Annotated in this window: 35 protein-coding genes and 1 tRNA gene; 23 read left to right on the top strand and 13 right to left on the bottom strand. The window is 61.1% G+C overall.

The window, feature by feature from the left end; all coding sequences use genetic code 11:
- Positions 1–77 precede the first annotated feature (77 nt).
- Positions 78–347, top strand: a complete 270-nt coding sequence (locus ACFFNA_RS16500; protein WP_378919857.1) for a hypothetical protein — start codon at positions 78–80, stop codon at positions 345–347.
- Between the two features lie 109 nt (positions 348–456).
- On the top strand, positions 457–762 hold the full coding sequence (locus tag ACFFNA_RS16495) for a hypothetical protein (protein ID WP_378919855.1): 306 nt from the start codon (positions 457–459) through the stop codon (positions 760–762).
- A 12-nt stretch (positions 763–774) separates the two neighbouring features.
- Here the strand turns inward: ACFFNA_RS16495 and ACFFNA_RS16490 are convergent, their stop codons facing one another.
- A complete protein-coding gene (locus ACFFNA_RS16490; RefSeq protein WP_378919853.1) occupies positions 775–1218 on the bottom strand; it encodes a DoxX family protein in 444 nt (147 codons plus the stop codon).
- Between the two features lie 285 nt (positions 1219–1503).
- On the opposite strand from ACFFNA_RS16490, the gene ACFFNA_RS16485 reads away from it, so the two are divergent.
- The 5 genes from ACFFNA_RS16485 (at position 1504) to ACFFNA_RS16465 (ending at position 3380) form a co-directional block, all read left to right on the top strand.
- The gene (locus ACFFNA_RS16485; RefSeq protein WP_378919851.1) at positions 1504–1872 is read left to right on the top strand and encodes a VOC family protein; all 369 of its coding nucleotides are present in this window, start codon (positions 1504–1506) and stop codon (positions 1870–1872) included.
- 166 nt (positions 1873–2038) lie between these two features.
- A complete protein-coding gene (locus tag ACFFNA_RS16480) occupies positions 2039–2218 on the top strand; it encodes a DUF3606 domain-containing protein (RefSeq protein WP_111543502.1) in 180 nt (59 codons plus the stop codon).
- Positions 2219–2361: 143 nt separating this feature from the next.
- The gene (locus tag ACFFNA_RS16475) at positions 2362–2808 is read left to right on the top strand and encodes a GFA family protein (protein WP_378919849.1); all 447 of its coding nucleotides are present in this window, start codon (positions 2362–2364) and stop codon (positions 2806–2808) included.
- A gap of 75 nt (positions 2809–2883) precedes the next feature.
- Complete coding sequence (locus tag ACFFNA_RS16470) at positions 2884–3138, top strand: DUF982 domain-containing protein (RefSeq protein WP_378919847.1); 255 nt, start codon at positions 2884–2886, stop codon at positions 3136–3138.
- Positions 3135–3380, top strand: coding sequence for a DUF982 domain-containing protein (locus ACFFNA_RS16465; protein WP_378919845.1), 246 nt, complete (start codon positions 3135–3137; stop codon positions 3378–3380). Before ACFFNA_RS16470 ends, ACFFNA_RS16465 begins: the two co-directional genes overlap by 4 nt.
- A 21-nt stretch (positions 3381–3401) precedes the next feature.
- Here the strand turns inward: ACFFNA_RS16465 and ACFFNA_RS16460 are convergent, their stop codons facing one another.
- The 3 genes from ACFFNA_RS16460 to ACFFNA_RS16450 all read right to left on the bottom strand — a co-directional run bounded on the left by ACFFNA_RS16460 (position 3402) and on the right by ACFFNA_RS16450 (position 5302).
- Complete coding sequence (locus tag ACFFNA_RS16460; protein WP_378919843.1) at positions 3402–3698, bottom strand: hypothetical protein; 297 nt, start codon at positions 3696–3698, stop codon at positions 3402–3404.
- Positions 3699–3867: 169 nt separating this feature from the next.
- Positions 3868–4944 (bottom strand): sensor histidine kinase, encoded by a 1077-nt coding sequence (locus ACFFNA_RS16455; protein ID WP_378919841.1) that lies wholly within the window; start codon positions 4942–4944, stop codon positions 3868–3870.
- Positions 4945–5098: 154 nt separating this feature from the next.
- Positions 5099–5302 carry a hypothetical protein gene (locus ACFFNA_RS16450; protein ID WP_378919839.1) on the bottom strand — a complete coding sequence of 68 codons (204 nt, stop codon included), beginning with the start codon at positions 5300–5302 and terminating at the stop codon, positions 5099–5101.
- A gap of 109 nt (positions 5303–5411) precedes the next feature.
- Between ACFFNA_RS16450 and ACFFNA_RS16445 the strand changes: the two genes are divergently transcribed.
- The 3 genes from ACFFNA_RS16445 (at position 5412) to ACFFNA_RS16435 (ending at position 6311) form a co-directional block, all read left to right on the top strand.
- Positions 5412–5705 carry a hypothetical protein gene (locus ACFFNA_RS16445; RefSeq protein WP_111543498.1) on the top strand — a complete coding sequence of 98 codons (294 nt, stop codon included), beginning with the start codon at positions 5412–5414 and terminating at the stop codon, positions 5703–5705.
- 135 nt (positions 5706–5840) lie between these two features.
- On the top strand, positions 5841–6131 hold the full coding sequence (locus ACFFNA_RS16440; RefSeq protein ID WP_378919837.1) for a hypothetical protein: 291 nt from the start codon (positions 5841–5843) through the stop codon (positions 6129–6131).
- Positions 6132–6237: 106 nt separating this feature from the next.
- Positions 6238–6311, top strand: a tRNA-Gln gene (locus ACFFNA_RS16435).
- A 122-nt stretch (positions 6312–6433) separates the two neighbouring features.
- Here ACFFNA_RS16435 and ACFFNA_RS16430 read toward each other — a convergent pair.
- The gene (locus ACFFNA_RS16430) at positions 6434–6643 is read right to left on the bottom strand and encodes a hypothetical protein (protein WP_378919835.1); all 210 of its coding nucleotides are present in this window, start codon (positions 6641–6643) and stop codon (positions 6434–6436) included.
- 910 nt (positions 6644–7553) lie between these two features.
- Between ACFFNA_RS16430 and ACFFNA_RS16425 the strand changes: the two genes are divergently transcribed.
- The 4 genes from ACFFNA_RS16425 to ACFFNA_RS16410 all read left to right on the top strand — a co-directional run bounded on the left by ACFFNA_RS16425 (position 7554) and on the right by ACFFNA_RS16410 (position 9903).
- Positions 7554–8090, top strand: a complete 537-nt coding sequence (locus ACFFNA_RS16425; RefSeq protein ID WP_378919833.1) for a J domain-containing protein — start codon at positions 7554–7556, stop codon at positions 8088–8090.
- 167 nt (positions 8091–8257) lie between these two features.
- Complete coding sequence (locus tag ACFFNA_RS16420; RefSeq protein WP_378919831.1) at positions 8258–8551, top strand: hypothetical protein; 294 nt, start codon at positions 8258–8260, stop codon at positions 8549–8551.
- Positions 8552–8781: 230 nt separating this feature from the next.
- Positions 8782–8988, top strand: a complete 207-nt coding sequence (locus ACFFNA_RS16415; RefSeq protein ID WP_378919829.1) for a hypothetical protein — start codon at positions 8782–8784, stop codon at positions 8986–8988.
- 576 nt (positions 8989–9564) lie between these two features.
- Positions 9565–9903 (top strand): hypothetical protein, encoded by a 339-nt coding sequence (locus tag ACFFNA_RS16410; RefSeq protein ID WP_245445754.1) that lies wholly within the window; start codon positions 9565–9567, stop codon positions 9901–9903.
- 76 nt (positions 9904–9979) lie between these two features.
- On the opposite strand, the gene ACFFNA_RS16405 is transcribed toward ACFFNA_RS16410, so the two are convergent.
- Together ACFFNA_RS16405 and ACFFNA_RS16400 are read right to left on the bottom strand one after the other, a co-directional pair.
- Complete coding sequence (locus tag ACFFNA_RS16405; RefSeq protein WP_378919827.1) at positions 9980–10237, bottom strand: PilZ domain-containing protein; 258 nt, start codon at positions 10235–10237, stop codon at positions 9980–9982.
- A 250-nt stretch (positions 10238–10487) separates the two neighbouring features.
- Positions 10488–10796: a DUF1236 domain-containing protein gene (locus ACFFNA_RS16400; RefSeq protein ID WP_378919825.1), complete on the bottom strand. Its 309-nt coding sequence runs from the start codon at positions 10794–10796 to the stop codon at positions 10488–10490.
- Positions 10797–11086: 290 nt separating this feature from the next.
- Here ACFFNA_RS16400 and ACFFNA_RS16395 point away from each other — a divergent pair, with 290 nt between their 5' ends.
- The 4 genes from ACFFNA_RS16395 to ACFFNA_RS16380 all read left to right on the top strand — a co-directional run bounded on the left by ACFFNA_RS16395 (position 11087) and on the right by ACFFNA_RS16380 (position 13848).
- The gene (locus tag ACFFNA_RS16395; protein ID WP_111543477.1) at positions 11087–11326 is read left to right on the top strand and encodes a hypothetical protein; all 240 of its coding nucleotides are present in this window, start codon (positions 11087–11089) and stop codon (positions 11324–11326) included.
- A gap of 426 nt (positions 11327–11752) precedes the next feature.
- Complete coding sequence (locus ACFFNA_RS16390) at positions 11753–11995, top strand: hypothetical protein (RefSeq protein ID WP_378919823.1); 243 nt, start codon at positions 11753–11755, stop codon at positions 11993–11995.
- A 118-nt stretch (positions 11996–12113) separates the two neighbouring features.
- On the top strand, positions 12114–13118 hold the full coding sequence (locus ACFFNA_RS16385; protein ID WP_378919821.1) for an aldo/keto reductase: 1005 nt from the start codon (positions 12114–12116) through the stop codon (positions 13116–13118).
- A 424-nt stretch (positions 13119–13542) separates the two neighbouring features.
- Positions 13543–13848, top strand: a complete 306-nt coding sequence (locus ACFFNA_RS16380; RefSeq protein ID WP_111543475.1) for a hypothetical protein — start codon at positions 13543–13545, stop codon at positions 13846–13848.
- A gap of 77 nt (positions 13849–13925) precedes the next feature.
- On the opposite strand, the gene ACFFNA_RS16375 is transcribed toward ACFFNA_RS16380, so the two are convergent.
- Positions 13926–14807, bottom strand: a complete 882-nt coding sequence (locus ACFFNA_RS16375; protein WP_378919819.1) for an alpha/beta fold hydrolase — start codon at positions 14805–14807, stop codon at positions 13926–13928.
- 123 nt (positions 14808–14930) lie between these two features.
- Complete coding sequence (locus tag ACFFNA_RS16370) at positions 14931–16460, bottom strand: bifunctional AfsR/SARP family transcriptional regulator/alpha/beta hydrolase (RefSeq protein WP_378919818.1); 1530 nt, start codon at positions 16458–16460, stop codon at positions 14931–14933.
- A gap of 237 nt (positions 16461–16697) precedes the next feature.
- Between ACFFNA_RS16370 and ACFFNA_RS16365 the strand changes: the two genes are divergently transcribed.
- The 3 genes from ACFFNA_RS16365 to ACFFNA_RS16355 are packed head-to-tail and all read left to right on the top strand — an operon-like array spanning position 16698 to position 18876.
- Complete coding sequence (locus ACFFNA_RS16365) at positions 16698–18053, top strand: selenium-binding family protein (protein WP_111543473.1); 1356 nt, start codon at positions 16698–16700, stop codon at positions 18051–18053.
- Positions 18050–18421 (top strand): 2Fe-2S iron-sulfur cluster-binding protein, encoded by a 372-nt coding sequence (locus ACFFNA_RS16360; RefSeq protein ID WP_111543472.1) that lies wholly within the window; start codon positions 18050–18052, stop codon positions 18419–18421. The genes ACFFNA_RS16365 and ACFFNA_RS16360 overlap by 4 nt, the downstream gene beginning before the upstream one ends.
- Positions 18422–18426: 5 nt before the next feature.
- Positions 18427–18876: a CoA-binding protein gene (locus ACFFNA_RS16355; protein WP_378919927.1), complete on the top strand. Its 450-nt coding sequence runs from the start codon at positions 18427–18429 to the stop codon at positions 18874–18876.
- A gap of 72 nt (positions 18877–18948) precedes the next feature.
- Here the strand turns inward: ACFFNA_RS16355 and ACFFNA_RS16350 are convergent, their stop codons facing one another.
- The 3 genes from ACFFNA_RS16350 to ACFFNA_RS16340 form a co-directional block, all read right to left on the bottom strand.
- Positions 18949–20175 (bottom strand): NAD(P)-binding domain-containing protein, encoded by a 1227-nt coding sequence (locus ACFFNA_RS16350; protein WP_378919925.1) that lies wholly within the window; start codon positions 20173–20175, stop codon positions 18949–18951.
- 62 nt (positions 20176–20237) lie between these two features.
- Positions 20238–20795 carry an OsmC family protein gene (locus ACFFNA_RS16345; RefSeq protein ID WP_378919815.1) on the bottom strand — a complete coding sequence of 186 codons (558 nt, stop codon included), beginning with the start codon at positions 20793–20795 and terminating at the stop codon, positions 20238–20240.
- Positions 20796–21090: 295 nt separating this feature from the next.
- Entirely contained in the window at positions 21091–22182 is a 1092-nt protein-coding gene (locus tag ACFFNA_RS16340) for a LacI family DNA-binding transcriptional regulator (protein WP_378919813.1), read from the bottom strand.
- A gap of 186 nt (positions 22183–22368) precedes the next feature.
- Here ACFFNA_RS16340 and ACFFNA_RS16335 point away from each other — a divergent pair, with 186 nt between their 5' ends.
- Entirely contained in the window at positions 22369–23529 is a 1161-nt protein-coding gene (locus ACFFNA_RS16335; protein WP_378919811.1) for a sulfite oxidase, read from the top strand.
- A 138-nt stretch (positions 23530–23667) separates the two neighbouring features.
- On the opposite strand, the gene ACFFNA_RS16330 is transcribed toward ACFFNA_RS16335, so the two are convergent.
- Complete coding sequence (locus ACFFNA_RS16330) at positions 23668–24000, bottom strand: hypothetical protein (protein WP_378919809.1); 333 nt, start codon at positions 23998–24000, stop codon at positions 23668–23670.
- Between the two features lie 364 nt (positions 24001–24364).
- Here ACFFNA_RS16330 and ACFFNA_RS16325 point away from each other — a divergent pair, with 364 nt between their 5' ends.
- Positions 24365–26056, top strand: coding sequence for a DUF1963 domain-containing protein (locus tag ACFFNA_RS16325; protein WP_378919807.1), 1692 nt, complete (start codon positions 24365–24367; stop codon positions 26054–26056).
- Positions 26057–26146: the final 90 nt, after the last annotated feature.

Genomic DNA, 26146 nt, shown 5'->3' with positions numbered 1-26146 from the left:
CCATTAGCCGGCATCTGTGAGACCGTTAGCTGAAGCTCATGGAATGATTCCCGTCACGGCCTTTGTGGGAGAGGACGATGGACAGACCAGCCATGGCATCGGTGTTCAGGATGCGGCATGCTCCAGCCTCGGTTTCCGGTGTGCGCAGCACCGGCCAGGGCCAGGCCGATCCGATCATCCGCGTGCGCTCGCTGGGCGAAGCGATCCGCTTCGTCGCCCACGCTTTTCCCCAATACGATATCAGCGCCGTCGCCATCATCTCAGGCGATCCCTCGATCCCGCACCTCGGCGGCCTGGAGGTGAAGGCGCTGTGGCGCGAATATGGCGAGCGCTGGAGCGAGGAATAGGCCATCTTGTCCCCTGTCCGGCCATACCAGCCGAAACCGGTTCCGCCCCGCCCTCCGGAGCGGAAACGCCGCTCGCGCGTTTTCGATCATAGCCACGGGAGCAATCGCCATGAATGTCGCCAACCTGCAACTCGAAGGCCTGCTGATGGCCGTCGCATCGATCAACCACCTCCTGGTTCAAAAGGGGGTGCTGACGGCGGAGGAAATAGACCTGGCCTTGCGCAAGGTCGAAGCCGGCGAAACCAGCCAGGAGCGATCCGAAGGCATGTCCGCGTCAAGCCGTGACGCCGTCAGCTTTCCAATACGGCTGCTGGAACTCGCCAATCAGTGCCAGCCGGAGGCGGACATGCCCTCCTTTTCAAAACTCGCCCGCATGGTCGGCCAGATCAAGGAGCCCTACAACGACCAGATGTGAGGCCAGCCCCTGCTACGCCCGGCCCGGCCATCCCAGGTTCAGCGAAAGCACCCTGCCCGGGCCATGCACCGCCGCGAACAGCAGTCCGGCCATGAACGAAAAATGGTCGATGAAGAAGCCGAACTCGGCCTGGTTGCCGGCCCAGTGGCTGGGTCCGTGGAAGGAGAAGCCGAGGAACAGCACGTAGGCGGCGGCGACCAGGGCTGCCGGCGTGAAGAACGCACCGGTCAGAAAACACAGCACAAGGGCGGCTTCCAGCAGCGCCGCGCACCAGGCCAGGAACAGCGGAAACGGAAAGCCGGCGGCGGCGATGTAGCCGGCGGTGTCGCCCATGCCCATGAACTTGAAGGTCACGGCCATCAGGAACACGGCGGCAAAGATCAGACGGGCGATGAGAAGGGCCGCGGTCTGCCACGGCGATTGAGTGATTTGCGACTGAGTGATTTGCGACGACATGCTTGTTCTCCAGGATTGCAATGGGCTCCGACCCAAGGACGCGCGACCGGCGCCAGGTCCGACATCGGTCGCGAAAGTTTTTGCCTGGATGGCGACAAGCCCTGCAAGAGCCGGTTTTCCAAAGACGCCTCCGGATGGCTGGTCAAGTCCCGCTGGACGAACATCGGCAGCGCGACGTCGTCGCCACCTCGTGAACCGAACGACAGCGCCCGGACCTTGCCGCGGCCTGTCCCGGCGGCTATTTCTCTCGCCGGCGGTGCTTGATGGATAGTGAGGAGCCTGCGGATGGCGTCATTCCGGTATCTCGTCAGCGATGTCGATCTGTCGATCGCGTTTTATACGAAGCATCTGGGCTTCGCCTTGCAGCAGCAATTCGGCCCGGCGATGGCAATCCTGACGCGCGGCGACCTCACACTTTGGCTGGCGGGTCCAATGGCTTCTGCCGCGAGACCAATGCCGGATGGCCGGACCCCGGAGCCAGGCGGGTGGAACCGCATTGTCCTGGAAGTCAGGGATCTTCCGGCACTGGCTGCAGCAATGCGCGAGGGCGGCGTGTCGTTTCGCAACGAGATCGTAGATGGCCCGGGCGGGCGGCAGATTCTTTGCGAAGACCCGTCCGGCAATGTGGTCGAGCTCTTTGAACCTCGCGCATGACCCCGAAAATCGGCATCGATTTTCGAACGCGATGATGCGCCGGCGCGGGCCGGGCACGGCGTTATTGTCGTGGCTATGGAACCCGCGACGCCGATCTGTGTTATGTCCTGTTGATCGTGGAATCGGGCGCCGCGCGTTTCCCCGGCAACAGAAAGCGAGGCCTGAGATGGCTGACGACAAGTCGAAAACAAAGCAGGACCGCAAGCTGGTTTCGAGCGAGGAGCCTTACGAGGTCGCTGCCTTTGCCCGGAAATACGGCCTTCCGCCAAGCGAAGCGCAGACCATCATCAAGCGCTATGGACCATCGCGCAAGAAGCTCGATGCCTATATGGCGGCCCGCGGCTAGGTCCATTCGATGGGATCGGGATGGGGCTCCCGGACGAGCCGATGCGGCTCTGTCTCAGACGAGCATCTGTCCCGCCCAGCCCGCAGCGCCCAGGCTGATGCCAAAGGTTCATGCCACAGACTGACAAGATGGAGGGTCGCATCATGTCCGACACCATACGCAGGACCGGCAGTTGCCTATGCGGCGGCGTGCAGTTCTCGGTCAGCGGCGCGCCGCTCAGAATCGGGCTCTGCCACTGCAAGGACTGCCGCAAGGCCAGCGGCTCGGTCTATTCGGCCTATGCCATCTGGCCGCGCGAGGCCTTCGAGTCGACAGGCATTGTCAGCACCTATGGCACGCGCAGCTTTTGCCCGACCTGCGGCGGCCGCGTCGCTTTCGTCGGCGACGACGAGGTTGAGGTGATGATCGGCAGCCTCGATGTCGCGCCGACCGATGATCTCGTACCCGAATATGAGTTGTGGATCAGCCGGCGCGAGACCTGGCTGCATGCCTTGCCTGACACCGAGCAGTTCGAGCATGACCGGCCAACGACGAACACCGCCGAATTGCCGGCGCCGAGGCCGTTGTCGGACGTCGTCGCAGGCGACTGAAATTTGATCTCAAGGGTGGGGAACCCTGCCCTGTTGCTGACGTTATCCAACGCCTCACAGCCTTGGAGACGACCGTTGAACGACAAGATGTTTCCCCATCCGATCAGACTGAAATTTACCCCCGGGCGTGAGCGCGTGGTGTGCAGTGCCTGGGAGAGCCTGGAATGTCTCGGCGACTGGCCGGCGGGCCGGGGCCAATGCTACCGGGCGGCGTTGCGCAGCTGCCGCGATGCACTGGATGGCTGGACGCCGCCGGAAAAAGCAATGCGGGCGATGATCGACGCCGCGCGCGAAGCAAACCTCCTCCACTATTGGGAAAACAGGAGATGACCGAGCTGATGCTGTCGACGCCGATGCGGATCAGGCCGCATGGCTCGGACACGATCCGCGACATCACCACGCTGAAGGATGCCAGCGAAATCCTGATCGACTGGCCGCAGGCCGAGCGCGGCCCGTTCTATCAGACCGCGCGCGAGCAAGTCGAAGCCGCGCTCGAAAACAAGGCAGGTGCCGCCCAGGCACAGGAAGCGTTCGCCGCCCTGTGCAACCATGTCGACGTGCTGGTTCGCTAGTCGTTTCGGCTGCCGCGCCTTCTACTGCGCCGGCGGCTGGGCCGGCAATTCGCCCGGCTTGATGATCGGTGTCTTGCCTTCATCCGGGGCCGGCGTGGCCATCCCCTGATCGCCGATGGCGGGCGGTTTCAGCACGCCGCCGCAGTCATTGAGCGTGTCCGTCAGATTGTCGCTGGCAGGCTGCTGTTTAGCGCCTTGCTGCGTCTGGACCCGGCATTTGTCGGTCAGCGGCGCCTGGTTGTCCTGCTGATCCTGGGCCGCGGCCGGCGCTGCCAGCGCCAGCATCAGGCTGAATGGCACGATGGCGAGGGTTCTCATCTCGGCCTCCTTTTCCTTTCACGGCCGCCTGCGGCGACCTTTCCCTTCACAGGGACAACGCCTGTCGATGAAAAAGGTTGGCCGCTTCCGCCAGCGAAGCCGGGCTGGTTCAAGCCCGATGCAGCGCCCGAAGGTTCTTGCCCGTAGATGAAATGACCGCGCCGGACCCTCAGGGGCCGAAAGGCGACTCCGCGGCAGGCATTTCTGCGCCGAGCTGCGGAACGATGATCGATTCCAGCGGCGCCGTCAGCGACCAGCTGACATGGCCCGGGCTGCGCTCCAGGACGGCCGAGCCGTTCAGCGATTGTGGCGCGACCCGCTGCAGGACGACGGTGCCGAAACCCTTGCGCGTGCTTTCGTCTTGCCGTCCCCCTGGCCGGTCGCCTTCATGCACCGGCATCGTCTCGTCCCAGACGAGATGGATCTCCCGCTTGCCCGAAACACCGGTGGCGATCTGCCAGGTGATCTCGAGCCGCCCGGTATCGCTCGCCAGGGCGCCATATTTGGAAGAGTTGGTGCCGAGCTCATGAAATGCCATGCCGAGATTTTGTACGGCGTTGGGCTGCAAGGTCAGCAACGGTCCGGAGAGCGATACCTGCTCCTCGTGGCTGAACGGCTTGAGCTGCTCCTGGATGAGGTCGAAGAGGCTGGCGCCCGCCCATTCCGAGTTCACCAGCAGATCGTGCGACCGCGACAGCGCCATGATGCGGGAGCGGATGAGCTCTTCGAATTCGCCGGGATCGGTCGAGCGCTTGATTGTCTCCCTGACCATCGAGAGGATCACCGCGAACTGGTTCTTGACGCGATGGTTCACCTCCCGCAGCAAAAGCCTGATCCGGCGCTCGCTCTCCTTGGTCGCGGTGATATCGCGGGCGATCTTCGAAGCGCCGATGATCTCGCCCGTTGCGTTTCTGATCGGCGAGACGGTCAGCGATACGGTAATGATCCCGCCATCCTTGCGTCGCCGGATCGTCTCGTAGCTGGCCACGAGTTCGCCATTGCGAACCCGGCCGATGATGTCGGCCTCTTCATCCTTCAGGTGATCGGGAATGAGCATCAGCACCGATTGGCCGACAGCCTCCTCGGCAGTGTAGCCGAACATGCGCTGCGCCCCTCCGTTCCAACTGGTGATGACGCTGTTCAGATCCTTGCTGATGATGGCGTCGAAGGATGAATCGACGATCGCCGCCAGTCGTGCGTCGGCGGTTGTGTCGATCAGACCATCGATGCTTGCCAATTCCACCATTGCCCCACCTTCCCCGGCACGTCGCCCTCACGGCCCGCGTGACAAATTCCACCCCTGCCCAGCAATGCGTGGTGGCGCGTTTGGTTGCAATCGGCGCACGACAATCCATGGCCGCCGGCGAAAACCGCCGAAGAACCCGGACCCGGCTTCGCAATCAGGTCTGTTTGGGGGTGACGTCGTCCGGGGCGTCAGGCGGAAGATCGGCCTCGGGATCTCGTTGCGGACAATCCTCGTAGCGGTGGTCGCGGCCGCCGCAGAAGGAACAGCACATGGCTTCGCGATCCTCGTCTCCGGGTGGCCATTGCGGTGTCTCGTAGGGCTTCCTGCCGTCCATCCCCAGCAATGCGTGACGCGCCATTTGGTTGCACCGCAAGAAGACCGCCAACTGGCTGTTGCGGAACCGCTGGCCGGGATGCGAGTTTCGCGTGACACACTTGCTTGCTACGTGAAACGCCCGAGGAACCGCCATGCCCATCCGCCGAACTGCTTTGACGACAGCAGCGATCCTGCTTGCCGCGACCACCCTCACAGAGGCCCGGCCAGACACCCGCACGATGAGTTGCCAGGAGCTTCGGCAGCTGATCCAGAGCCACCGCGCCGTGGTGCTGACCACCGGCCCCAACACCTATGACCGCTATGTCAGGCAATTCGGCAACGAATGCGACTGGCCGGAGGTGCCGATGTCGGCCTATGTTCCGACCCGTGACGGCCACTGCCCGGTCTACCGCTGCGACCAGCCGATCGGCGATCTCCCGGGTTGACGGCGACGGCTTGCCGCCAATTGGCGATCGCCAGTTGCCGAACGCGGGAGGATCGCGCCGTTGCGGAACCGCCGGCCGGGATGCGAGTTTCGCGTGACACGTTTGCTTGGTACTTGAAACGCTGAGGTAACCGCCATGCGCATCCACCGAACTGCTTTGACGACAGCAGCGATGCTGCTTGCCGCGACCGGCCTCACTGAGGCCCGGCCCGACACCCGCACGATGAGCTGCCAGCAGCTCCAGCAACTGATCCAGAGCCACCGCGCCGTGGTGCTGACCACCGGCCCCAACACCTATGACCGCTATGTCAGGCAATTCGGCAACGAATGCGACTGGCCCGACGTGCCGATGTCGGCCTATGTCCCGACCCGTGACGGCCGCTGCCCGGTCTACAAGTGCGACGAGCCGGTTGGCCGTATCCCCTGACGGCGACGGCTTACCGCCAATTGCCGATCGCCAGTTGCCGATCGCAGGAGGATCGCGTTGATCCCGGCGCGCGAACCGGCTAGGGGTGTCGGCGCAGGTTGCATTATCCCGCTTCGTCTAATGGTAGGACAGCGCCCTTTGAAGGCGTGAATCGTGGTTCGAGCCCATGAGCGGGAACCAGCCAAATCAATCGCTTAGGTATTTCCTGTCGCCTTTTGTCGAATATCCATCGAATAAACGTTGCGCGACATGCGCATGGCGCGGACGGCATTGCCGATCACGTCGGCCGGCGCCTCTGGCCTTTAGGTCCGATTGGCATCGGGCTTCTTTCGCTTCAGGAGAGTTACAAGCACGGTCCGCATTGACGAGTGCTCCGCGCTATCAAGCTCAACAATCCAATCAGCATTGCGCTTGTGCCAAGGGAACTTCGCGTTTCGCAATGCCTGCCGAAATGCCGTCGGATCAACACCAACGGTCCCGGCCATATCTGCAGCGTTTGTCAGCTTGGCCATGACGCCTCCTATCCTGTCCTCTGAGCATAGGCCTTTGCACAAGTCGGGCAAGGAATTAGGCGTTTTCGCAAATTTTAACTGAGGCACGACCTGAGATCATCGAGGAAGCGATGTGCGAAACATCGCTACTGCGCCGGCGCCGCGTTCCGGTTTGAGCAATCAGGATTTGACCATTCCGCACACGGAGAGGGAGCATCGCCAACACTGCCATAACGGTCAACGAGTTTTGCGAATCCGTAGGCGAAGGCGAAAAGAAGTGCCAGGACAACAGCTATTCGGACGGCCATATGGGATTGTAGCAGGCCCAGAGCGAAGCGGGCACTATCGAAAACAACGAGAGGCAGGCGCGACTGCGAACTGTATCATTTTAATACAATCCCCAATTGGTAGACTCGCGCCTTGCACCGGCAGTTAGTAGCTCCTCCGCGGGCCAGAGGAGGGCGAAAACGCCCGCGAAGGAGGAAGCGATGTCTGTGCAAAAAGACGACTATCGAACGAACCGAGCCGACTATGCGATTGCTGCGAAGCGGAGTGCGGATGGCGATCGCGATGAGCTGCTGGCAAGAAAAAAGATATCCCTGTGGCTAAGAGACAGGCGATCCGCCAGATTGGCCGCAAACCCATCGGAAAGCAGGCCAGGGCCGAAAGCCAGACCGCGCGGTTAGTTGGCGATCGCGGCATCTATCTTAGGCTCGCGCCGCCGGTGACCGGTTATGCCTGGCATTTGACGGCACCGGATTTACGACCTTAGGTCCACGGACCATGGTCCAGCTTGCGACTGTGCGGCAACAGGCGCACTCTTCGAACGAACCCGACGACAAGGGCCTGTGATCGCAACTCTTTCGCGGCCAGGCCCTTTGTCTTATTAGACCAATGCATTGCCTGATGGCGATGTCGTGGGAGCACCGAATTGTTCATTGACTACTACGAACTTCTGGAAATCAGCCCGAACGCCAACTCGGAAACGATAGAACGGATATTTCGCTATTTTGCCATGCGCTACCATCCCGATAACCGGGATACCGGCGACGAATCCCGCTTCAGTGAAATCATAGATGCCCACAATACGCTGAAAGATCCGGTCAAGCGCGCGCAGTACGACATTCAGTACAGAGATCATTTGAACGTTCGCCGCGAGTTGACCGAGGAAGCCAGCAACACCAAAGGCATCGAACGGGATGTCGTCATTCAGGCCAAACTGCTCTCGCTCCTCTATGTCAAACGCCGACAAGACGTGAACAATCCTGGCATTGGCGATTCAGAACTCGAACGCCTGGCAGGCTGTCCACGTGAACATCTGGAGTTTCATCTTTGGTATCTGAAAGCAAAAGGCTGGATAGCAAGGATCGAAAACGGGATGTACGCGATCACCGTGGAAGGCATCGATCGCACCAACAACGAACATCCTCGTGACATCACCACCAGACTGCTGGACCACACAAGCTGAGCTGGCAGCTCGCCGCCGAAGTGCCTCGCGCGTCCCAGCGCTCTCTGAGGCCGCGGGCAACACCACAAAAGCTCGCCGGGTTGGGCAATGCGGATCGGTTTTTTAGCGACAGCGAAACCAAGGTCGCACTTCCGCGTTGAGGTTCGTCCAGCATGGGAGCTCAGGGAGTGGATCCGGCAACCGCGGCAGTGATGCTTTTGCTTTCGTGCAGCCCGGGAGAGGCTTCCGTATGCAAACCCATCGATGCGGCGCCAACAATGTACGCATCGCTTGATCAATGCCGGGCTTCACTGGCGCAAAGGCTGGCAAGCTCTCCCAATGGCGAAATCGTCGGAAGGTGCAAGTCAATTGACCCGAACGTCACCGCTTCGCTGCCAGCGGAATACACGACGGTCGTGGTCAAGCGAGGCATCGGGCAAGGCACCGTGACGAGCTATCTCGTGCCACGCGCGACGAAATGAAAAGGGGCAGCGCCGGAAGCCCGTGGCCAGCCTGGCCACATCGATGATGACGCAGCTCGCCGGGGCAGCCCCAACGCCCTCCCCAGCGAGCCTGTTGCTCCCATAGAATGGAGCAACTGCTGCTCTATACGAACTCAAGCGCCATTAAGTTTCACTTCCAGCCATCCTGAAACCATTTTGTTGAGCCTGCGTTGACGACCGGGGCGCCCGTCAGACACAGGAGACATCCCATGACCGTCAACTGCCGCATCTCGATCGACAACCGGCCGGAAGCCACCGATGCCGTTTTCCAGGCGGTTCCCCGGATCGGCGAAAGCGTTTCCCTGTCGATCAACGGAAATGCGCAGGATCTGCGGGTATCGCGTGTCGTGCATGTGACGAATGGCACGCCGGAAGGTGCCGCGATCGTCGTCGAAGTGACGACCAACATCCTGTAGGGTCGCGAGCAGTCGGGTCCCGGCCTGTCAGCCGGCGGCCCGCTGCTTGCACATCCCAGCGAGCCAACGCCGCAGAAGGCGTGCTGACGCAGATCTATGACAACGGATTGGATGCGCTTGCCTCTCGCATATCAGGGATTGCGCATTCCCGACCCGACCAGCCCTAGCTACCACCGGTTACTGAGCTGGCCGCTACTGGCATTAGCGTCCCTTCCCCGAGATGCAGCGAGGCAAAGAGACCCGCCGTCGGAACGATTCTGGGGACGGTTGCAGCCCGTCGGCCATGTGACGGCGGGCTCGCAGATGAAACGGATGGGCGACTATATATTTGACAGACCCGGTGAACGGGCGGCTAGCGTTTTCGGGTTAGAAAGCGGGCCTCCCGGATAAGCGAAGGCCAATCGTATCCCAAAAAAGCGATAAGCTCGCGAGCCTGCTCTTCGGTGATATGCGCCTCTTTAACAGGCGCCGAACGACAGAGTTGTCAGGCACGCTGGGTGTTCTGTCCTGTTCGTCAGTCATCGAAACAATCCTTAGGCCGCTAACGCGACCATTTGGATTGAGTTCCCCGGCGGAATGACTCGCCAACCGATTGTCGGAAGCGTACTGTCCTATCGTCGCTCGGTCTTCAACGGCAACGAGCGTTTGAAAGAGTCGATCACGCTTTCGCCCTTGAGGGAGGTACGCGCGATGACCTTACGTGGCACGGCTGACGAAATACAGTTGGCGGCACTCACCAGGATTTTGGACGATTATTGCGAGCAAGCCGGGATTGAAGGCGCGCACCCGGCGCGCGAGCATTTGGCGCGGCGCCTGATCGCTCTTTTCAGCAGCGGCATCGACAGTCCAGACGATATCAGGATGGCGCTGGACGGCACCGCAAAGGACTGGAAACCAAACGGCACCCAGCCATAGGCTTCATTGGAGCCATCTATTTTCTGCGAGTCAGGGATGGGGTTTGGCTCGAAGTCGGTCCATGTGCGGACAGGTATCAATAAATCTGCACGCCAAGCCGCTCGTTCCTTCTCCACCGCACCACGGCACGATAGCTGGCGTCATCCGCAGGCACGTGAAGGACGAAACGGTCGGGAATTGTTACGCCTGGGTCCACCCGTAACTCCGCGCCGTGAGCGTGCTGATTTCTGACGGAGCAACTGATGTTGGCATCTTCCGTGATAATGGTCGCATCCTTCAGAACAATCCCCCGTGCATGAGAGCGTCGCTCTACTGGCGGATCAGTGGGGCTCATTTCATTCCTCCCGGAAAGCCTGCAACGCGGTATGCCGCGGCGCAAGCGCAGTGCAAAGTACCATGGCTATGAGCATCACATAGAAACCGGGGGACCGGGAAAGAAAGTCGGCAGCGACGAAAAGGAAGCGGGCGAAGCAGGGCACGAAAAAGATGTTCCAGCACGGCAACCCAGATCAATCCGTATGAAAGCCATGAGCTGCCCGCCTCCCGAAATAGATCGGGAAGCGGGCTCGGCTGCTACAAAAGATTTACTCGACGATCTGCACGACCTTGCGTGTATCCGGGTCCACGAGAACCGCATGATCTCCGACAACCGTATACTTGTACCTTACATCGGGCACGTCGATTGCGTGAAGTTCGACCGTGTCTGGAAGAGCGGTGCCGACATTGAGTTCGACGCCAAGCAGGCTGACTGATACGAGCTTCTGTTTGTGGATGTATTCGCGAACCACCGTCTGCTGTTCCGGCTTGAGAACGACGACGTCTTCCGCGAAGGAAGCACCAATTCCAGCGGCGAGGGCGAGGCCTGCGACTGCACTGACAAGATATTTCTTCATGACAAATCTTTCTTTGTTGCGTCACTTTGGCAGCCAGGTTTTGACTGCCAATCACAGGTCAGCAACGAGCCCCGCAGCATTGCGTTCCGCCGGTCAGGCTAAGGTCCGGGGTTGGTACGACTGAAGTCCTAGCGGGCAACCTATGCCTGGCCGACGCGTTAGAACCGCGCGCCGAGCACGAGCCCTTTCGTCGGCGACCAACCGAGTGTCCACCATTCCCCCATCGCGGGGCACCAGATCTAGCGTCCCCGCAGCGGCGGCGTGGCGTTTCCCCCAAAGCGAGGCGAACAGTGACCTATATCCAGAGACCGAGCACGCATGATGACGAAAGCCGACCCGCAAATGACAACAATGCTCGTGTTCCGGAGGTTCTTTCCGTCCTTGACCTCATCCCCTCGCCTGACGACGACAAAATCGCTGACATTGTCAGGCGCACAGAGCGCCTGGCCATTGCGTTGGTTATCGGAATGGCGATTTGCTTGATCGCTGCGCCGATAGTCTATGTTACCCTGACCTACTATTCTTACTGAGACTTGAGGTCTTACTGAGACTTGAGGGTTCGCTCGCCGCATGGGAGCGGCGAGCGAACCCTATCAGCGCGGGAAGGGACATAGCAGCGCTGATTTGTAGAACCTTTGGGCCCGCTTCTCTTGGAGGGTCAGCCGAGGGTAATCCCAATCACCAGAAAGGTGATGGCCACCGCGAAGATCGGTGCGAGCAACCAGCGCGCTTGGCCAACACTCCTATCCATAGCTTCCTCCAGCAAATCTAAAGCGGACAACGACCGTGAGAGCTGGCTGTTCCGAGGCGCGCCATTGGCAAGACCATTGCGTTTTGCGATCGGACTTAGGTCGCATGCGCCGCCCGACCGAAGCCCGACCCCTGGAACGTTTCTTGCGGGCGGAACAAGTCCGGCCCTCGGAAATTATCCCGTCGCCCAACAGGCGGAGGACGTTGTGAAAGGTCTGCGCAGTCTCCTTGCCGAACTGTCTTTGAGCTGGCTCAAACGCAGCAAGGCACAAGCGCCCCAGACCCTGAATCCCAAGACCGTGATCCCCAAGACCGTGACCACCGTCAAAGCCAATCCCCGCGCCGCCGAACACAAGACAAGGCAGCGCCCAGCCGAACACAAGGCAAACCAGCGTCCGGCCCACAAGCTCAAGCCAGTGTCTACCCGCGACGTCGCCTCGAACATGTGAGCCCCATCTCCGGCCGCTGTCGCCCCGCTATGCCGTCGATCGCGATGCGGCCGAACGGCTGTGGGAATTGAGCGAGCGGCTGCTATAGTCTGGTGATCCCCACCGGAGAACGCCAGCCATGACCCTGAAAACCCGCAAGCTCGGCAGCCAGGGGCTGCAAGTCTCGGCCATCGGCCTCGGCTGCATGGGCATGAGCCAGTCCTACGGTCCGGCCGATGAGGCCGAATCCATCGCCACCCTGCACCGCGCCATCGAACTCGGCTGCACCTTCCTCGACACCGCCGAGGTCTATGGCCCTCACACCAACGAGGCACTGCTCGGCCGGGCGCTGAAGGGCAAGCGCGACCAGGTGACCATCGCCACCAAATTCGGCTTCCGCATCGAAAACGGCAAGCAGCTCGACGGTACCGACAGCCGGCCCGAGCATATCCGCGCGGTCGTGGAAGCCTCGCTGAAGCGGCTCGCCACCGACCATATCGACCTGCTCTACCAGCACCGCGTCGACCCGGCGGTGCCGATCGAGGATGTCGCCGGTACAGTCGGCGAGCTTATCGCGCAAGGCAAGGTGCGGTTCTTCGGCCTGTCCGAGGCGGGTGCGGCCAACATCCGCCGGGCGCATGCCGTGCATCCGGTGTCGGCGGTGCAGAGCGAGTATTCGCTGTGGGAGCGCAATCTGGAGCCGGAGATCATCCCGTTGCTCAGCGAACTCGGCATCGGCCTGGTGCCGTTCTCGCCGCTCGGCCGCGGTTTCCTCACCGGCGAGGTCAAGCGCGCGGAGGACTATCCCGAGGGCGACTACCGCCGCAACGACCCCCGCTACCAGGGCGAAAACTACGACGCCAATGTCGAGGCGGCGGCCAAGGTGCGCGACATCGCGGCGGCCAAAGGCGTCAAGCCCGGCCAGGTCGCGCTGGCCTGGCTGCTGCACAAGGGCACCGGTTTCGCCATCGATATCGTGCCGATCCCCGGCACCAAGCGGAGACAATATCTGGAGGAGAATATCGCCGCAGCCGCGATCCAGCTCGATGCCGCCGAAATGGCGGCGCTCGACGAAGCGCTGGCGCCGGGAAAAATCTCCGGCCCGCGCTATGGCCAGCGCGGCATGGCGATGGTCGACCGATAGAGAGCGCGAGGAAATGGTCCCGAAAAGTCGGAACCGGTTTTCGGAAAAGATCGTGCTCAAAACAAAGAGATAGTGTCCCATCCCGATTCCATCGGGATGGGACAAGGGTGAAAACTCGATCGGCTGGCTGCCGCAAATGGCCGAGGCAAATGGCCGAGCTGGATGGGAAGTTGCCGTTCGGCTCAGCTGCCAGAGCGAGCGCGTTGCCGGCTCTGGAGAAGCGCCAGATAGGTCGTCAATTGGCGCGAAGGAGACCTCTTTGCGACCCAGCCCTGGTTTCTGGATGGTTCACCAACCCATGCGAGAGGCTGCCCAACCACCTCTTCATCAATACTTCACCATAGCGACAATGGTTCCGGAACTTTTCTGATTGCTGCGGACTTCTGGGATTCACTGCAAATCCAACCAATGAAGGGGTCCCCGCATGAACGTCACTGCAGCAGGTATCGACCGCATCAAGATCGGCAATGCGGACGCGAGCGGCCAAGGCGCGCAATTCGTCGTTTGGCTTTATCTTCAGGTCGACGAAGGCGGCACACAGACCGGTCAGGAACTGGTCGTGTCCGTGCCGTACGACGCGCGTATGACGTTCGACGATCTCGCCTCCCAGGCTTTCGAGAAGGCGCACGCCATGCTTCGCGCCTGCTGCGAAATTGATGAGTCCATGTGGTGGAAGCAGTTCAACCGCAGCCTTGCGCCGCTGCCCGAATGGACATCGGGTGCGCAGTAGCTGGCAGACGCCCCGCCGCGCCGGGATCAGCGGTGCAGCGCGTGCTGAACGGCAAGATGCGCTGTCACGCCAGCCTGTCAACTCACTCCGGCAAGAGCCATTCGATGGCTCGTATCCTCATCGACATATGATGTCCTCGCGCTCCGCACGAAGTCGGCGAGCTCGCGATTGAAGCGGGAGGCGTCCTCGATGAAGGGGGCGTGTCCGACTTCGGAATACCAAGAAGCGCGGCTTGTGAGGCATATCTGAAGGATGTGCTCGCCCATTGCCGGCAGAACCACCGTATCGCCGCCGCCGTGGGTCATCAGCACAGGTTTGCGCAGTGTGGCCAGAACGTCGTCGGAATTGATCGCGCGGGTGACGAGCGCGGCCCGCACCCTTGCCGGAACGACGATGTTCCAGCACAGCGCGACCTCATATTCGTCCCTCGGCAGTGGCCGCGCGGTGCAGCCCTGCACGAATTCGCGCATCGCCTGGATGTTGGAGGGAAGGTCGTCCGCCGTCGCACCGGGCACGTGGTCGAGAAAACCCGGGCCGATCAGGACCCCGAACACCGCGCGGTCGAGCGTGACCGCCGCACCCACGAAGTTGATGCCGGCAATCGCGTCCTGACCGTATGCGCGCAGGTAGTCGCAGATGATGAAGCCTGCATAGGACCAGCCAACGAGAACCGGTCGGTCGAGCCGGAGTTGGTCGATGATCGCAGCGATATCATCCGCCCATGGCTTCGGCTCCGTATACTGCTCCTGTGCCTCAGGCGCTTCCGACATGCCGTGGCCGCGAAGGTCGAAGGCGACGAGGCGAAAGCTTTCCGCCAGCCGGCTCTCATACTGCTTCTTCCAGCACAGGTGATTTTGCGACCATCCATGGATGAAGAGGATGGCTGGAGCATCGGCCTTGCCCCATTCGTGCACATGCAGCTTCACGCCGCCTCCGCCGATCACTGTATGGATCTTCATCTCGGGTCCTCCTTTTGCCTGACTGGCGCCGACAGTCGCCGCCTGGCGTTAGAGGGGGTGTTGTTGCGGGCGTTGAAATGAGCGTAGGAATTCAAGGCTGCGGTAGCGCGGGCCGGCGTTCCCTCACTCCGGGTAAGCCATGAAGGAGCTGACTTCCCGCAGAAAATCGGCGAAGGCCGGCTCGTCGCCGAGCAGGATATGGTTCGCGCTATTGAGGTCGACGAAGCGCGCTCCCGGTATGCCGGCCGCGAGCAGCTTGCCTTCCTCGAAGGGAACCACGGCATCGTTCCTGGCATGCAGCACCAGCGTCGGAACGTCGACGTCCCCCAGCATCGCCGAAACGTCTATGTCGCCGAAAGTGGTGTGAAGCAGGCTGGCGTTGAGTGGCGATGTGGTCTGCCTCTGGAGATCGTTGAACCAGGCCATCTGCTCGCGGCTGGCACCCGGAATGAATGCCTCGGTGAACAGCTGGCGGAACGCCGAATTGTCCTTGCCCCACCCCTCGCGGATCAGGGTGGTCATCGCTTCATGCGCGTCGAGTTGGTGGCTGTCCCCACGCTTTCGCCGGCCCCTTGCATAGCCGCCATAGAGGATCAGGCGCGACACGCGCTTGGGGTGACGGACGACATAGGCGATCGATATGGCGCAGCTTTGCGAGACGCCGAGCAGCGGGAACCTGTCGAGGCCACTTGCGTCGGCGACGCTTTCCAGATCAGTGACCATGGCGTCGAAGGAGACGTCGCCGACGTTCCAGTCGGAGAGGCCATTGCCGCGCTCATCGTACCGGATCAGGGTATTCCCGGTCGAAAGCGAATAGATCCAGTGTCGCCACACCGGGCTTTCCCATTCATATTGCAGATGCGACATCCAGTGCGCCGCGCGAAGCAGCGGCGGGCCGCTGCCCGAAACCGCATAGGCGATCCGGACACCGTCCGGGCTGCTGCAATAGTGTATCTCCTGGGAAAGCTGGATACACGGCACGGGGCCTTCGGCCAACGCCTGGTGCTCCTCGCGCGCCGGTGGCGGTTGCACCGCGCGCTCCCTGGCCGCAGCTGCCAGCGATCGAACCTCCAAGGCGATCTGCTTGTTGGCCGGATCGAGGGACTGCAGTGTCTCCGCGTGCGAAAGCGCCCGCTCAGGGTCCGAGCGCAGCCGCTCGACAAGCGCCTGCAGGATCATTAACCGGGTGCGATCCAGGGCGTCGCCATGGAATGTGCGCCACGCCTCGAACACCGGGCAGCGCGACAGTTCCAGATCCTCGAGGAACCGCCCCCGGAACAAGGCAGCCGCCGTCTCCAGCGGCTCAGTGTCGAGGGAGCGCACATCGCCGGCGGTCATGTGGGCGACGCCAAGCAGATCGACGTCGAGACCGGAGGTATCGAAAAGCACGCTGTCCCGATCGGTCCTGAGAAAGTCACCATCGTCGTCGATGATGTGCCTGAGCTTCGAGAGGCTCCATCGCAGCGAAGCCCTCGGATCGTCCGGGATTTCCCAGAACATCTGGCACAGATGGTCGCGCCGCTGCCTCCGGTTCGTCACAGCCAGATAGGCGAGCAGGGCGCGGGTTTTCTTCGACGGCGGCAGCGCGATCTCCCGGGCGTCCCGCAGGACAACCAGTTGGCCAAGCACCTTGATCTCCAGTAGGCCCTTCATTTGGGACACCGATCGCCTGTGCCCAGTTTTATCCGATCTCCGATCGCTCCGCCAATGTTCCGTCGGGATAAGAAGCTGGCGTTGGGCGGTCCCATGGGCGCCCTGTCGCCGAGTTGTATGTCACGTGCGCACTTCACCAGCCACTCCGGCCGTAGCGCCAATGCCCAGCATGCACTAACATTCCAGCTTGACCCCGTTGGGGCTGGCCAGTGATCTGTTCAAATTGGGGAAGTACCCATGACCAATCATTGCTGTGGACCGGGCTATGCTTCTCCAGCCGAGGCGATGAGGGCACCTCGCGAAAAGCTGCTCTATACGATTGCCATCTACACCGGCACGGGCATTCAGAAGCCGGACTATTTGTGTACCATTGACGTCGATCCGGAGAGTTCGACCTACAGCCAAGTGATTTCACGTTTGCAAATGCCGGGTATTGGCGATGAGCTTCATCACTCGGGCTGGAATGCCTGTTCGTCGTGCCATGGCGATGCGAGCATGGAGCGGAAATATCTGATTGTGCCAGGTGTGCGCTCGTCCAATCTGCATATTGTCGATTGCGGTACCGATCCCCGCAATCCGACCCTATTCAAGGTCATAGATGGCGCTGAAATCAAAACCAGGACCAACTTGTCGGCACCGCACACGGTGCATTGCCTCGGCTCGGAAATCATCGTTTCCATGCTTGGCGACGCTCAAGGCAATGCCCCTGGCGGCTATTTGCAGCTCAGCAAGGAGTTCGAGATTGTCGGCCGTTGGGAAAACTCCATGGGCAGTATCAAGTTTGGTTATGATTTCTGGTACCAGCCGCGACACAACGTAATGGTCAGCTCGGAGTGGGCCGCGCCCAATACCTTCATGCCTGGTTTTGACCTGGAAGAGGTTGGCCATCTGAAATATGGCCGAGAGATCCATTTCTGGGATTTTGAAAAGAAGGAGCCAAAGCAAACATTCTATCTCGGTGAAGATGGCTTAATCCCGCTGGAAGTGCGATTCCATCATAATCCCGACAGCAGTCACGGCTTTGTCGGCGCGGCCCTTTCTGCAAATATCATCCATTGGTGGAAGGATGCGGCGGGTGATTGGCAATGGGAAAAAATTGTCGATGTCGACAATGAGCCGCATCCCGAATGGCCGATCCCAATACCGGGTGTGATCTCAGTCATTCTGCTCAGTATGGACGATAGATACCTCTATCTGTGCAACTGGTTGCATGGCGACATCCGTCAGTATGACATCTCGGACCCTCACAATGCCAAGCTTACTGGACAAGTGTGGATGGGCGGACTTCTCGGCCGTGCGCCTGAGGTCAATGGCGTGAGAGTGACTGGCGGGCCTCAGATGATACAGCTCAGCCTCGACGGCAAGCGCCTTTATGTGACGACCTCACTCTTCTCGACCTGGGATAATCAGTTCTATCCGGAAATCCGCACCAATGGCGGATGCATGCTGATGGTCAATTGCGATACGGAAAATGGCGGCATGGAAATTGATCCGCTATTTGTTGTTGATTTTGGTAAGGAACCAAACGGACCAAGCCGCTGCCACGAAACCCGTTATCCCGGCGGTGATTGCACGAGTGACATCTGGGTATGACCAGCTTCACCATCACTCTCGCCAATCAAGGCGGTGCGGCCTTTGACGTCGATCACCGCAAGCCCCTCTTGCAAAGCTTGCGCGAGCAGGGCGTGGATCTGCCCTATGGGTGCAAGTATGGCGGCTGCATAACCTGTGCGGCCAAAATAATCAGCGGCAAAGTCGATCAGAAAGCGCAACGGGCGCTGAACAACCGCCAGATCAACAATGGCTATATAATCCTCTGCGTCGCCCGCCCTATGAGCGACTGCACGCTGGAGGTCGGCGTTGAGAGCCACGACAAGCTCTATCGCAACCCGTTCCTTGACCCGCTGGCCGCTCATGAATTGAAAGCCGATATTGCGACCCCGTTGGAAGCAAAGAAATGACCCATATGAATCATGATGAGCCCTATTCGGAGGCTTATCTGCAAGAAATTCTGAAATCGGTCAAAACCATCGCGATGGTAGGGGCCAGCCCCGATAAAACCAAGTTTTCCTATGGTGTACTCAGGGTGCTGCACGAAATCGGCTATGACATGATCCCGGTCAACCCCAGTCCCCGTCTGGATGAAATTCGAGGGCTTAAGGTGTACGCGTCACTAGCGGCCATCGACCGGCCTGTGGATATGGTCGAGGTTTTTCGCCGCTCCGAAGATCTGTTGGAAGTTGCGCAAGAGGCCATCGCAATCAATGCCAAGGTTCTGTGGGGTCAGATTGGGGTGCGCGATGACGCTGCCGCCCAGTTGGCGGAGGAAGCGGGCTTGAAAGTGGTGATGAACCGCTGTCCCAAGATTGAGTTGTTCCGCCCCTTCTGGAAGCCGAAGTTGCACTTGGGAATATGATTGCAGGGTGACGGAATTCGACGTTGTCGCGGCAACCAACCTGTTCCCTCTCGTCTCCAGACGTTGAGTCTGCTAGCAGATTGAATCTTGCCCGAGGTACGACGCCAGATGGTCGCTGAGATCACGCGCGTCGTCGCCGGCGCCGTCGATCAGCGCAGACTTGCGGCGGCGCAGAAACTGCATCCCCATCAGGTACAGGCCCGGATGTTCCGCAACACCGCCGTCGTGCCGGACGTAACCTTTGCGGTCAAGGATCGGCAATTCCAGCCAGGAGTAGTCCGGCCGGTAGCCCGTGGCCCAGATGATCGTCCTGATCGCGCCTGCGGCGAAGTCGAGGCCGAGCGGCGGGTTGTCCTCGACACGGGTCGGTGGCGGGCGATCCGGCGGCCCGACCGTAGCGTCCAGGCCGTTGGCGCGCGCCCATTCGTCGATGAGGTCGAGCAGCCGGGCCATCTTGAGATCGGAAAGCGCGCACATGTTGCGCAACGACCCCGCAAACTGGGCCTTGCCATCTTCGGTGATGCCGGCGAGACGGCCGACGAGCCTGACGCCGAGGTCGACCAGCGCATTGAGGTCGAGGGTGGTGCGGTCGGGTGTGCCGGCAAGCTGCAGCGAAGGAACCCGTCGCGCCCGCCTGATGTCGTCTACCTCGTCGTAACGCTCGTCGAGCACGCCGGCGGCGTCCATCCACCATTCCAGGTCCTTGCCGCGATAGACGCGGGGCGCCCGGATGTGCTCGCCCACCGACAGGGTCACTTGACGCCCCGAACGCTGCAGCTCCTGTGCGATCTGGGTGCCGCTCGACGACGCGCCCACCACCATCACGCCACCGTCGGCGACCTGCCCCGGATTGCGGTAGGACTGTGCCGTCAGCATGGCGACCGACGGCGGCACGCGGGCAGCCAAATCGGGCAGGCGCGCGATGTTGCACGCGCCCGACGCCAGCACCACGGTCCGGCACCGCCACTCGCCGCGGTCCGTGCGCACGAGATATCCCGCCCCGTCGCTGCGAACCGAGGTAACGGTCGTGTGTGTTCTGACCGGAGCCGAGATCACCTTGGCATAGTTCCCGAGGAAGTCGATGACCTCAGGCATCGTCCGGTAGCCGTCGGGGTCGTCGCCGTCATAGCGGAAGCCCGGCAGCCGGCTCTGCCAGTTCGGGGTGAGCAACCGTAGCGAATCCCATCGCTCGGTGCGCCAGCTATGGGCGATCTCGCCGCGCTCCAGCAGCACATGGTCGATCGAGCGCTCCGCGAGGCAGCGGCTCATCGCGAGCCCCGCGTGCCCTGCACCGACGATTACTGTCGTGACGGAACTAATCGCGCCCTCTTATCAGGAGAGTCTACGGTTCGAAGTGCCTTTCAATTCACCACGACCGTGACGTTCGTCGGATTGGTGACAATGTCATAGACCGCCGATCGCTTCTGCGACTGAGCGACGAGAGCCTCGATGTCCTCGGGCTTGGCGTCGGCGTCGATGTTGTACCTCACCGTGATGCCGCTGAAGCCGTTGCGGACGTCGCTGTCGATGCCGAGTATGCCCGCGATATCCATGTCGCCTTCGATGGTCGCCTTCACCGACTTCAACTGGATGTTCCGGTTCTGGGCAACCGCGGCAATGCCGGCGGTCAGGCAACTCGCCAGTCCGACCAGAACGTATTCGACAGGCGTGGCGCCCTGATCCAAGGAAGCGAAGACCTCCGGATGGTCGGCATCGAATGTGAAGGTGGTCTTGCGATGCTGGTCCTGGCCGAGACCGTAGAAACTCTCGACCGTCGAGTGGCTGTGGGTGCCATCCTTCCATTCGCAGGCCGCGCGCCACTTGAACTGCGCGGCCTCCGGGGCGTTGGTAAGCGCTTCGCGGGCGCTGAGCAGCGCCTCGACGTTAACGCCGTTGTTTGCCTGTACTTCGGAAGCCATAATTATCCTCCCTACCTTGCACTGGCTCAAAAACCCGACCGATTCCACTGACCTCCTGATCAGATTTCACCATGGCCTGGCATGCTATGAGTAGCGAAGCGTTTCTTCAAGTTGTTTCCGCCGAGATATGGTCGTCCCTCGTGTACCGAGTTGCGCCGTTGCGGGGATGCCCTGCGCGTCTGTCGGCGTTGGTTCCGCACCGCTAGTGCCAGGCCAGAGGCATCGCGATGCAGTTCTTGAAGGCCGCCGGCAAGCTAGCCGACTGCATTTCCGCAGGGCGATCTTTCTGATGCAGCTATGGCCGACGCTCTGCCGCTTCGAGCTGCGGCTGCTTTCGGGGTGGTGCGGTCGAGGCGCGTACCACCAGCTTGACTGGCATCACCACGTGACGCGGCGGGCCGCCGTCGAGAAGCAGGGAAGCCGCGAGCCTCCCGTTCTCGAAGGCCGAATGGTGCACCGTGGTCAACGGCGGCTCGGATCGCGCCGCACCGGCGACGTCGTCGAAGCCCACGACCGACAGGTCCCGCGGCACCGACAGGCCGCGCTTTTTGGCCTGCTCGATTATGTTCAAGGCAACGCCGTCGTTGAGCGCGATGACGGCGGTCGCTTCGGGCGCCAGGTCGAGGGCCATACCGGGACCGTTGCCGAACGCTGCCTCTTCCTCCGGCGTGCCGCATCCTTCCATGACCGGCATGTCATCGAATGAGAGGCCGAACTCGGCCAGGGCATCGGCCACGCCTGCCATGCGCTCGAGGATCGGCGGGCCGACCGCGACGAATTGACGTGGGGCCCCTGTCGGAGGGTGGAAGACCGGCGGCACAAACTGCCACATGACGGAGGCGATCACGAAGCGGCGATGGCCGAGCTCCAGCAAGTGGCGTGTCACCTCTCTCGCCCCCCTGCGGTTCTCGATGGTGATCGAGGTGATGTCGGGACCGGCGACGCCTGACACGACCACCGGCAATCGGCGACGCCGGGCCGGCTCGATCAGATCGATCTGCTCGGCGCTCTCGAAGATGAAGCCATCCACCAGGGCGTCGTTGATGCCCCACTCGTTCGCCCGGCCCGAGACGAGCGACAGTCCGACGCCCCGCTCCTCGCATGTATGGGCGACACCGCCGAGGAAAGCGTTGCCGTACTCGTGCGTGAAGAACAAGGTGATGCCGAAGTTGCCAATCGGCACCACGCCGATGGCATTGACCTTGCCGGAACTCAGCATCCGCCCCTTCGGGTCCGGGCCGGCATAGTGAAGCTCGCGCGCAACCGCCTCGATCCGCGCGCGCAGCGCCGGGCGGACGCGTTCGGGCCAACTGAAAACATTCGACACCGTCGTCTTCGAAACGTTGGCGGCTCTGGCGACATCCAAGAGGGTGACTGCTCTTCGCATGGCTGCCTCGTATCACGATTCGGACCGGTTCAAAAAACGTCTTGACTTTGATGCCGACTGGGAATGAACTCGGCTTTGTACCGGTACAAATATTGTACAAATATTGTATTGACCGGTACAAAATACAAACTGACCGGTTCAGCTTCTCATCCGGTAGGCCGGTCGCCCAACGGGGAGGACGCCTTCATGCAGGAGATTCCACGTCGAGAATTCATTGCCAACGGCAGCGCAGCACTTGTGGGCCTGGCGGCCTTCTTCGCCACCCGCCACGCCGATGCCTTTCCAAGCCGCCCCGGCGAGGAAGTCGTCAAATGGCTCGATCAGCTGCCGCCGAACCCGGTTCCGCAGGTCATCAAGAATCAGCTCGTCTGGGAGGACCTCGATTCCTGGGTAACGCCCAACGACAAGTTCTTTTCAATCGCGCATTTCAACCGGCCGGCCATCGAGGAAAGCGCGTGGAAGCTGGAAATCGGCGGCCTGGTCAAAAAGCCGCTGGTCCTGACGCTTGCCGACATCAAGGCCCGGCCGCGCCAGGAAGTCACCTTCACGATCGAATGTTCGGGCAATACCGGTCTGCCGTTTTTCAACGGCGGAATCGGCAATGCGCGCTGGGCGGGGACGCCGCTCGCCCCGATCCTGAAGGAGGCCGGGGTCCTCGACAGCGGCATCGAGGTCGTCTTCTGGGGCGCCGACGAAGGCGAGATCAAACGAGCCGACGAGGTCACGTTCAAGCAGAATTTCGCGCGCAGCATGTCGCTCGCCGACGCCATGGATCCAAAAAACATCCTTTGCTACGAGATGAACGGGACTCCCTTGCCGCCCGACAACGGCTTCCCGCTGCGGCTGATAGCGCCGGGCTGGTACGGGATCGCGAACGCGAAATGGCTCAAGCGCATCGACGTGCGCGACCAGCGCTTCGAGAGCCGGTTCATGGGACGCGACTACGTCACGGTCCGCGAGGAAGACCATAATGGCGAGACCGTGTGGGCGGAAACCTCCGTCGGACGGGCAAGGCTCAAATCGGCGCCGGCCCGGGTTACCCATATCGGCAACGACTACCGGATCGTTGGCGCCGCCTGGGGCGCGCCGGTCGACCGGGTCGAGGTGAAGATCGACGATGGGCCGTGGATGCCGGCGACCATCGACGGCACCGACAAGGCGGAGTTCGCCTGGAAGATGTGGTCTCTCGATTGGCCCAAGCCTTCCGCCGGGGAGCACACCGTCACCTCGCGCGCGATCGATACCAGCGGCAACATCCAGCCGGCGATGAGCGATCCGTGGATTGCCAAGAAACACACCTACTGGGAGAGCAACGGACAGGTGACCCGCCGCATTCAGGTCGGTTGAGGCCTGCCGGGTCGCTCACAGAGGCCTCGAGTGTAGCGAACGCGAACGTCCGTTCAGGGCAGCGAGCGCGCGGCCGAATTTGCCACGGCTGCGCACCCTTGCCGATGTCGATCCCGGCAGCCCCGCGCAGTGTTTAGCTTAGCCTGGGTGAAGTAGAGAGATCTTCACACGCGGCGCGAAAAAACAACGCAAATACAACTGATTGGTTACGACGTAGGTATTCTCGCAGATATGGTATTGGTCGTCTGGGGATTCCTGCACACGGTCCCGTGGGATGATGAAATTATGCGGCAGGTAAATGTAACCGCCGTCGACCCTTAACCGCACCGAAGAGCGCGGTATGGCGCGGCAATCGGAACCACCGCAACACTTGAATTTCGTCTGCGGGTCGATCTTGTTTTCGTACCAATCATGGGCGCTGGCGGCTGTTGCGGCGGCGATACACATTGCCGTGAAGATGAATCTTCGCATGGCCTTCCTCAGGTATCTGGCAGGCGCCGCTCCTTCGAGCGTCCATGTATATTAGCGTTCCATTAAAAACACCATTGGCCCCCTGACCACCAATGGCCCCTGACCAACGCAGCTCCAGCAAGCGGCGACCGCAACGGAACGACTGCAAAGTGTGGGAACGGACATTCGAAGCCGCTCGTCCGAAAGGCCGTTACGCGCCAGGTGCTCATGGATGGCCGATCGGGAACGCTGCGATCCGACCCGTATCAGGCAAACGGATTGAGGATCGGCATGGCCCCTTGCTTGCGCAACGCCCCTTATGACGGCAATAATTTGGTGTCGGGAGGGGTGACTTAGCTGACGATAGGATTGGGGGGTAAGCGTCATGGAAAAGCTGATGCCGCTGCTTGTGGTCGGGGCGATGCTCTTGATCGTTGGCAGCCTGATCTATCGCGGAGGAAAAGGCATTGCCGGGCTGTTTTCCGGTTCGGCTTCAAAAGGCAAGCCACAGCCAAGGCGTGAGAGAACCTCTTCCCCACTCGCCGATATGACCGAACCGTCAAACGACGCTCGGGACAGTTCCGCCTTGCCGGTCGGCAAGGCGCGTCAGCGCACGCTGGCATCGTCTCAAGCGGCCCATGCTGCATCGCCCCGGTCTAACTCTGCAGCAGAAAAGCTGATCGCCGAAATACAGCAGCAAGCCAAGGACAGCGACGACCAGCGCAAGGCGAAGTTCAAAGCGCATGTCGAGCGCAAGATCCCGCCGATTTCCGAAGATGGCCGCCAAGCGATCGAACATGGGCAAGCCGCGCGCATCGCGATCAAACACGTCTTTCCGCCGCGCCTTCCCCAACGGAGCATGAGCTATTTTGGCGGGCTGCCGATTGTCCCCGATGAATTCGACTGGCCGACGGTTCACAATCGGAAGGGATTGCTCGAGCGCCTCAATTTCATGGCGCAAATCGACTGTTCGGATCTGCCGCCGGGACCTGGACGAGATCTGCTGCCCGAAAAGGGCTATCTCTATTTCTTCGCGCCGATGTCCGACACGTTTGGGGCGGACGCGATGCACTTCGTGACGCGGTATGAACCGCGTCAAGTGACACAGAAGTGGGGGCCGCTTGACATGCCCTTCACCGCCAAGATTCTGGGATCGGATCCGATGGACGAAATCTTGCGGGGCAAGCGAACTCACTATGATCGGGTCGAGGTCGAGTTTGCCTGGATCGAGGAGCCGACCGACGCCGAAGTCGCGGCGCGTGCGGACGAAGGTCATGCTTTCGAGGTCGCGGACAAAATTCGGACCGAAAGGGTTGAGGCCTTCTACGGTCCGCAAATCGCCCCCGATCCGCTGCTCTCCGCCCATCATGCGCCGAAAGACATGCTTTGGACGCCGTACCCGGGATTTCCGGCCAATTGGCATTCTGCGCGGATCGTTCGGAAGCTTGTGGAGGCCTATCACCGCGAAGAGACGGCCGATGTCGCGGCACAACTGAAGGCGCTTGGCGATGTTGCCGAAGATGATCCGGAGGCCAAGCGGCTACGGGTGGCGCAGCGCGAACTGTCGGCGTTCGGTTCGAAGATGTTCAACGCATTCTTTCCGACGGTTCATGCCGGACTGAAGGAATATGACGCACCTCCTGCCGAGCTGAAGCAACAAATCCTAGCCTTCCTGGAGGACTTGCGCGTCAACGGCATGCCGTCATCTTCGGCACGGCGGCCGCATCGCCGTCAACTTCCGCTGGTGATGAATGATTGGCTTTCAATCGCGGCGATCCAAGGCGCCGAGGGGGGACTGACAGATCCGGACGGGGCAGCCCTCATAGGCCCTGACGTCGTAGCCGCCCTGTCTCCCCGTCACCTGTCCCGTAGCCATCAGATGCTTGGCAAGGGTGAAGTCGTCCAGGTCGCAGCCGACGAGATGAAGGACCGCTACCTGCTGTTGCTTCAACTTGGGCCAGATATGGCGCTCAATTGGACCGTCGGGGAGATGGGGCCGCTTCAATATTGGATTACGCCTGAGGACCTTGAGGCCAAGCGATTCCAGAACGCAATTCTGACAATCGAAGCCTACTGAGTCAGTGACCCCTGGCCGCTTTACCACCCTCTCGCGACGTTCTCGCCGGCTATCCGCAATGGCGGGATCGGGTCAAATGCTGCCATTCGT

Source organism: Mesorhizobium kowhaii (assembly GCF_042431665.1).
In the GTDB taxonomy this organism is placed as follows: Bacteria; Pseudomonadota; Alphaproteobacteria; order Rhizobiales; family Rhizobiaceae; genus Mesorhizobium; species Mesorhizobium kowhaii.
Note: the sequence above shows the minus strand (reverse complement) of the source record. Positions and strands in the feature narration are given on the sequence as shown.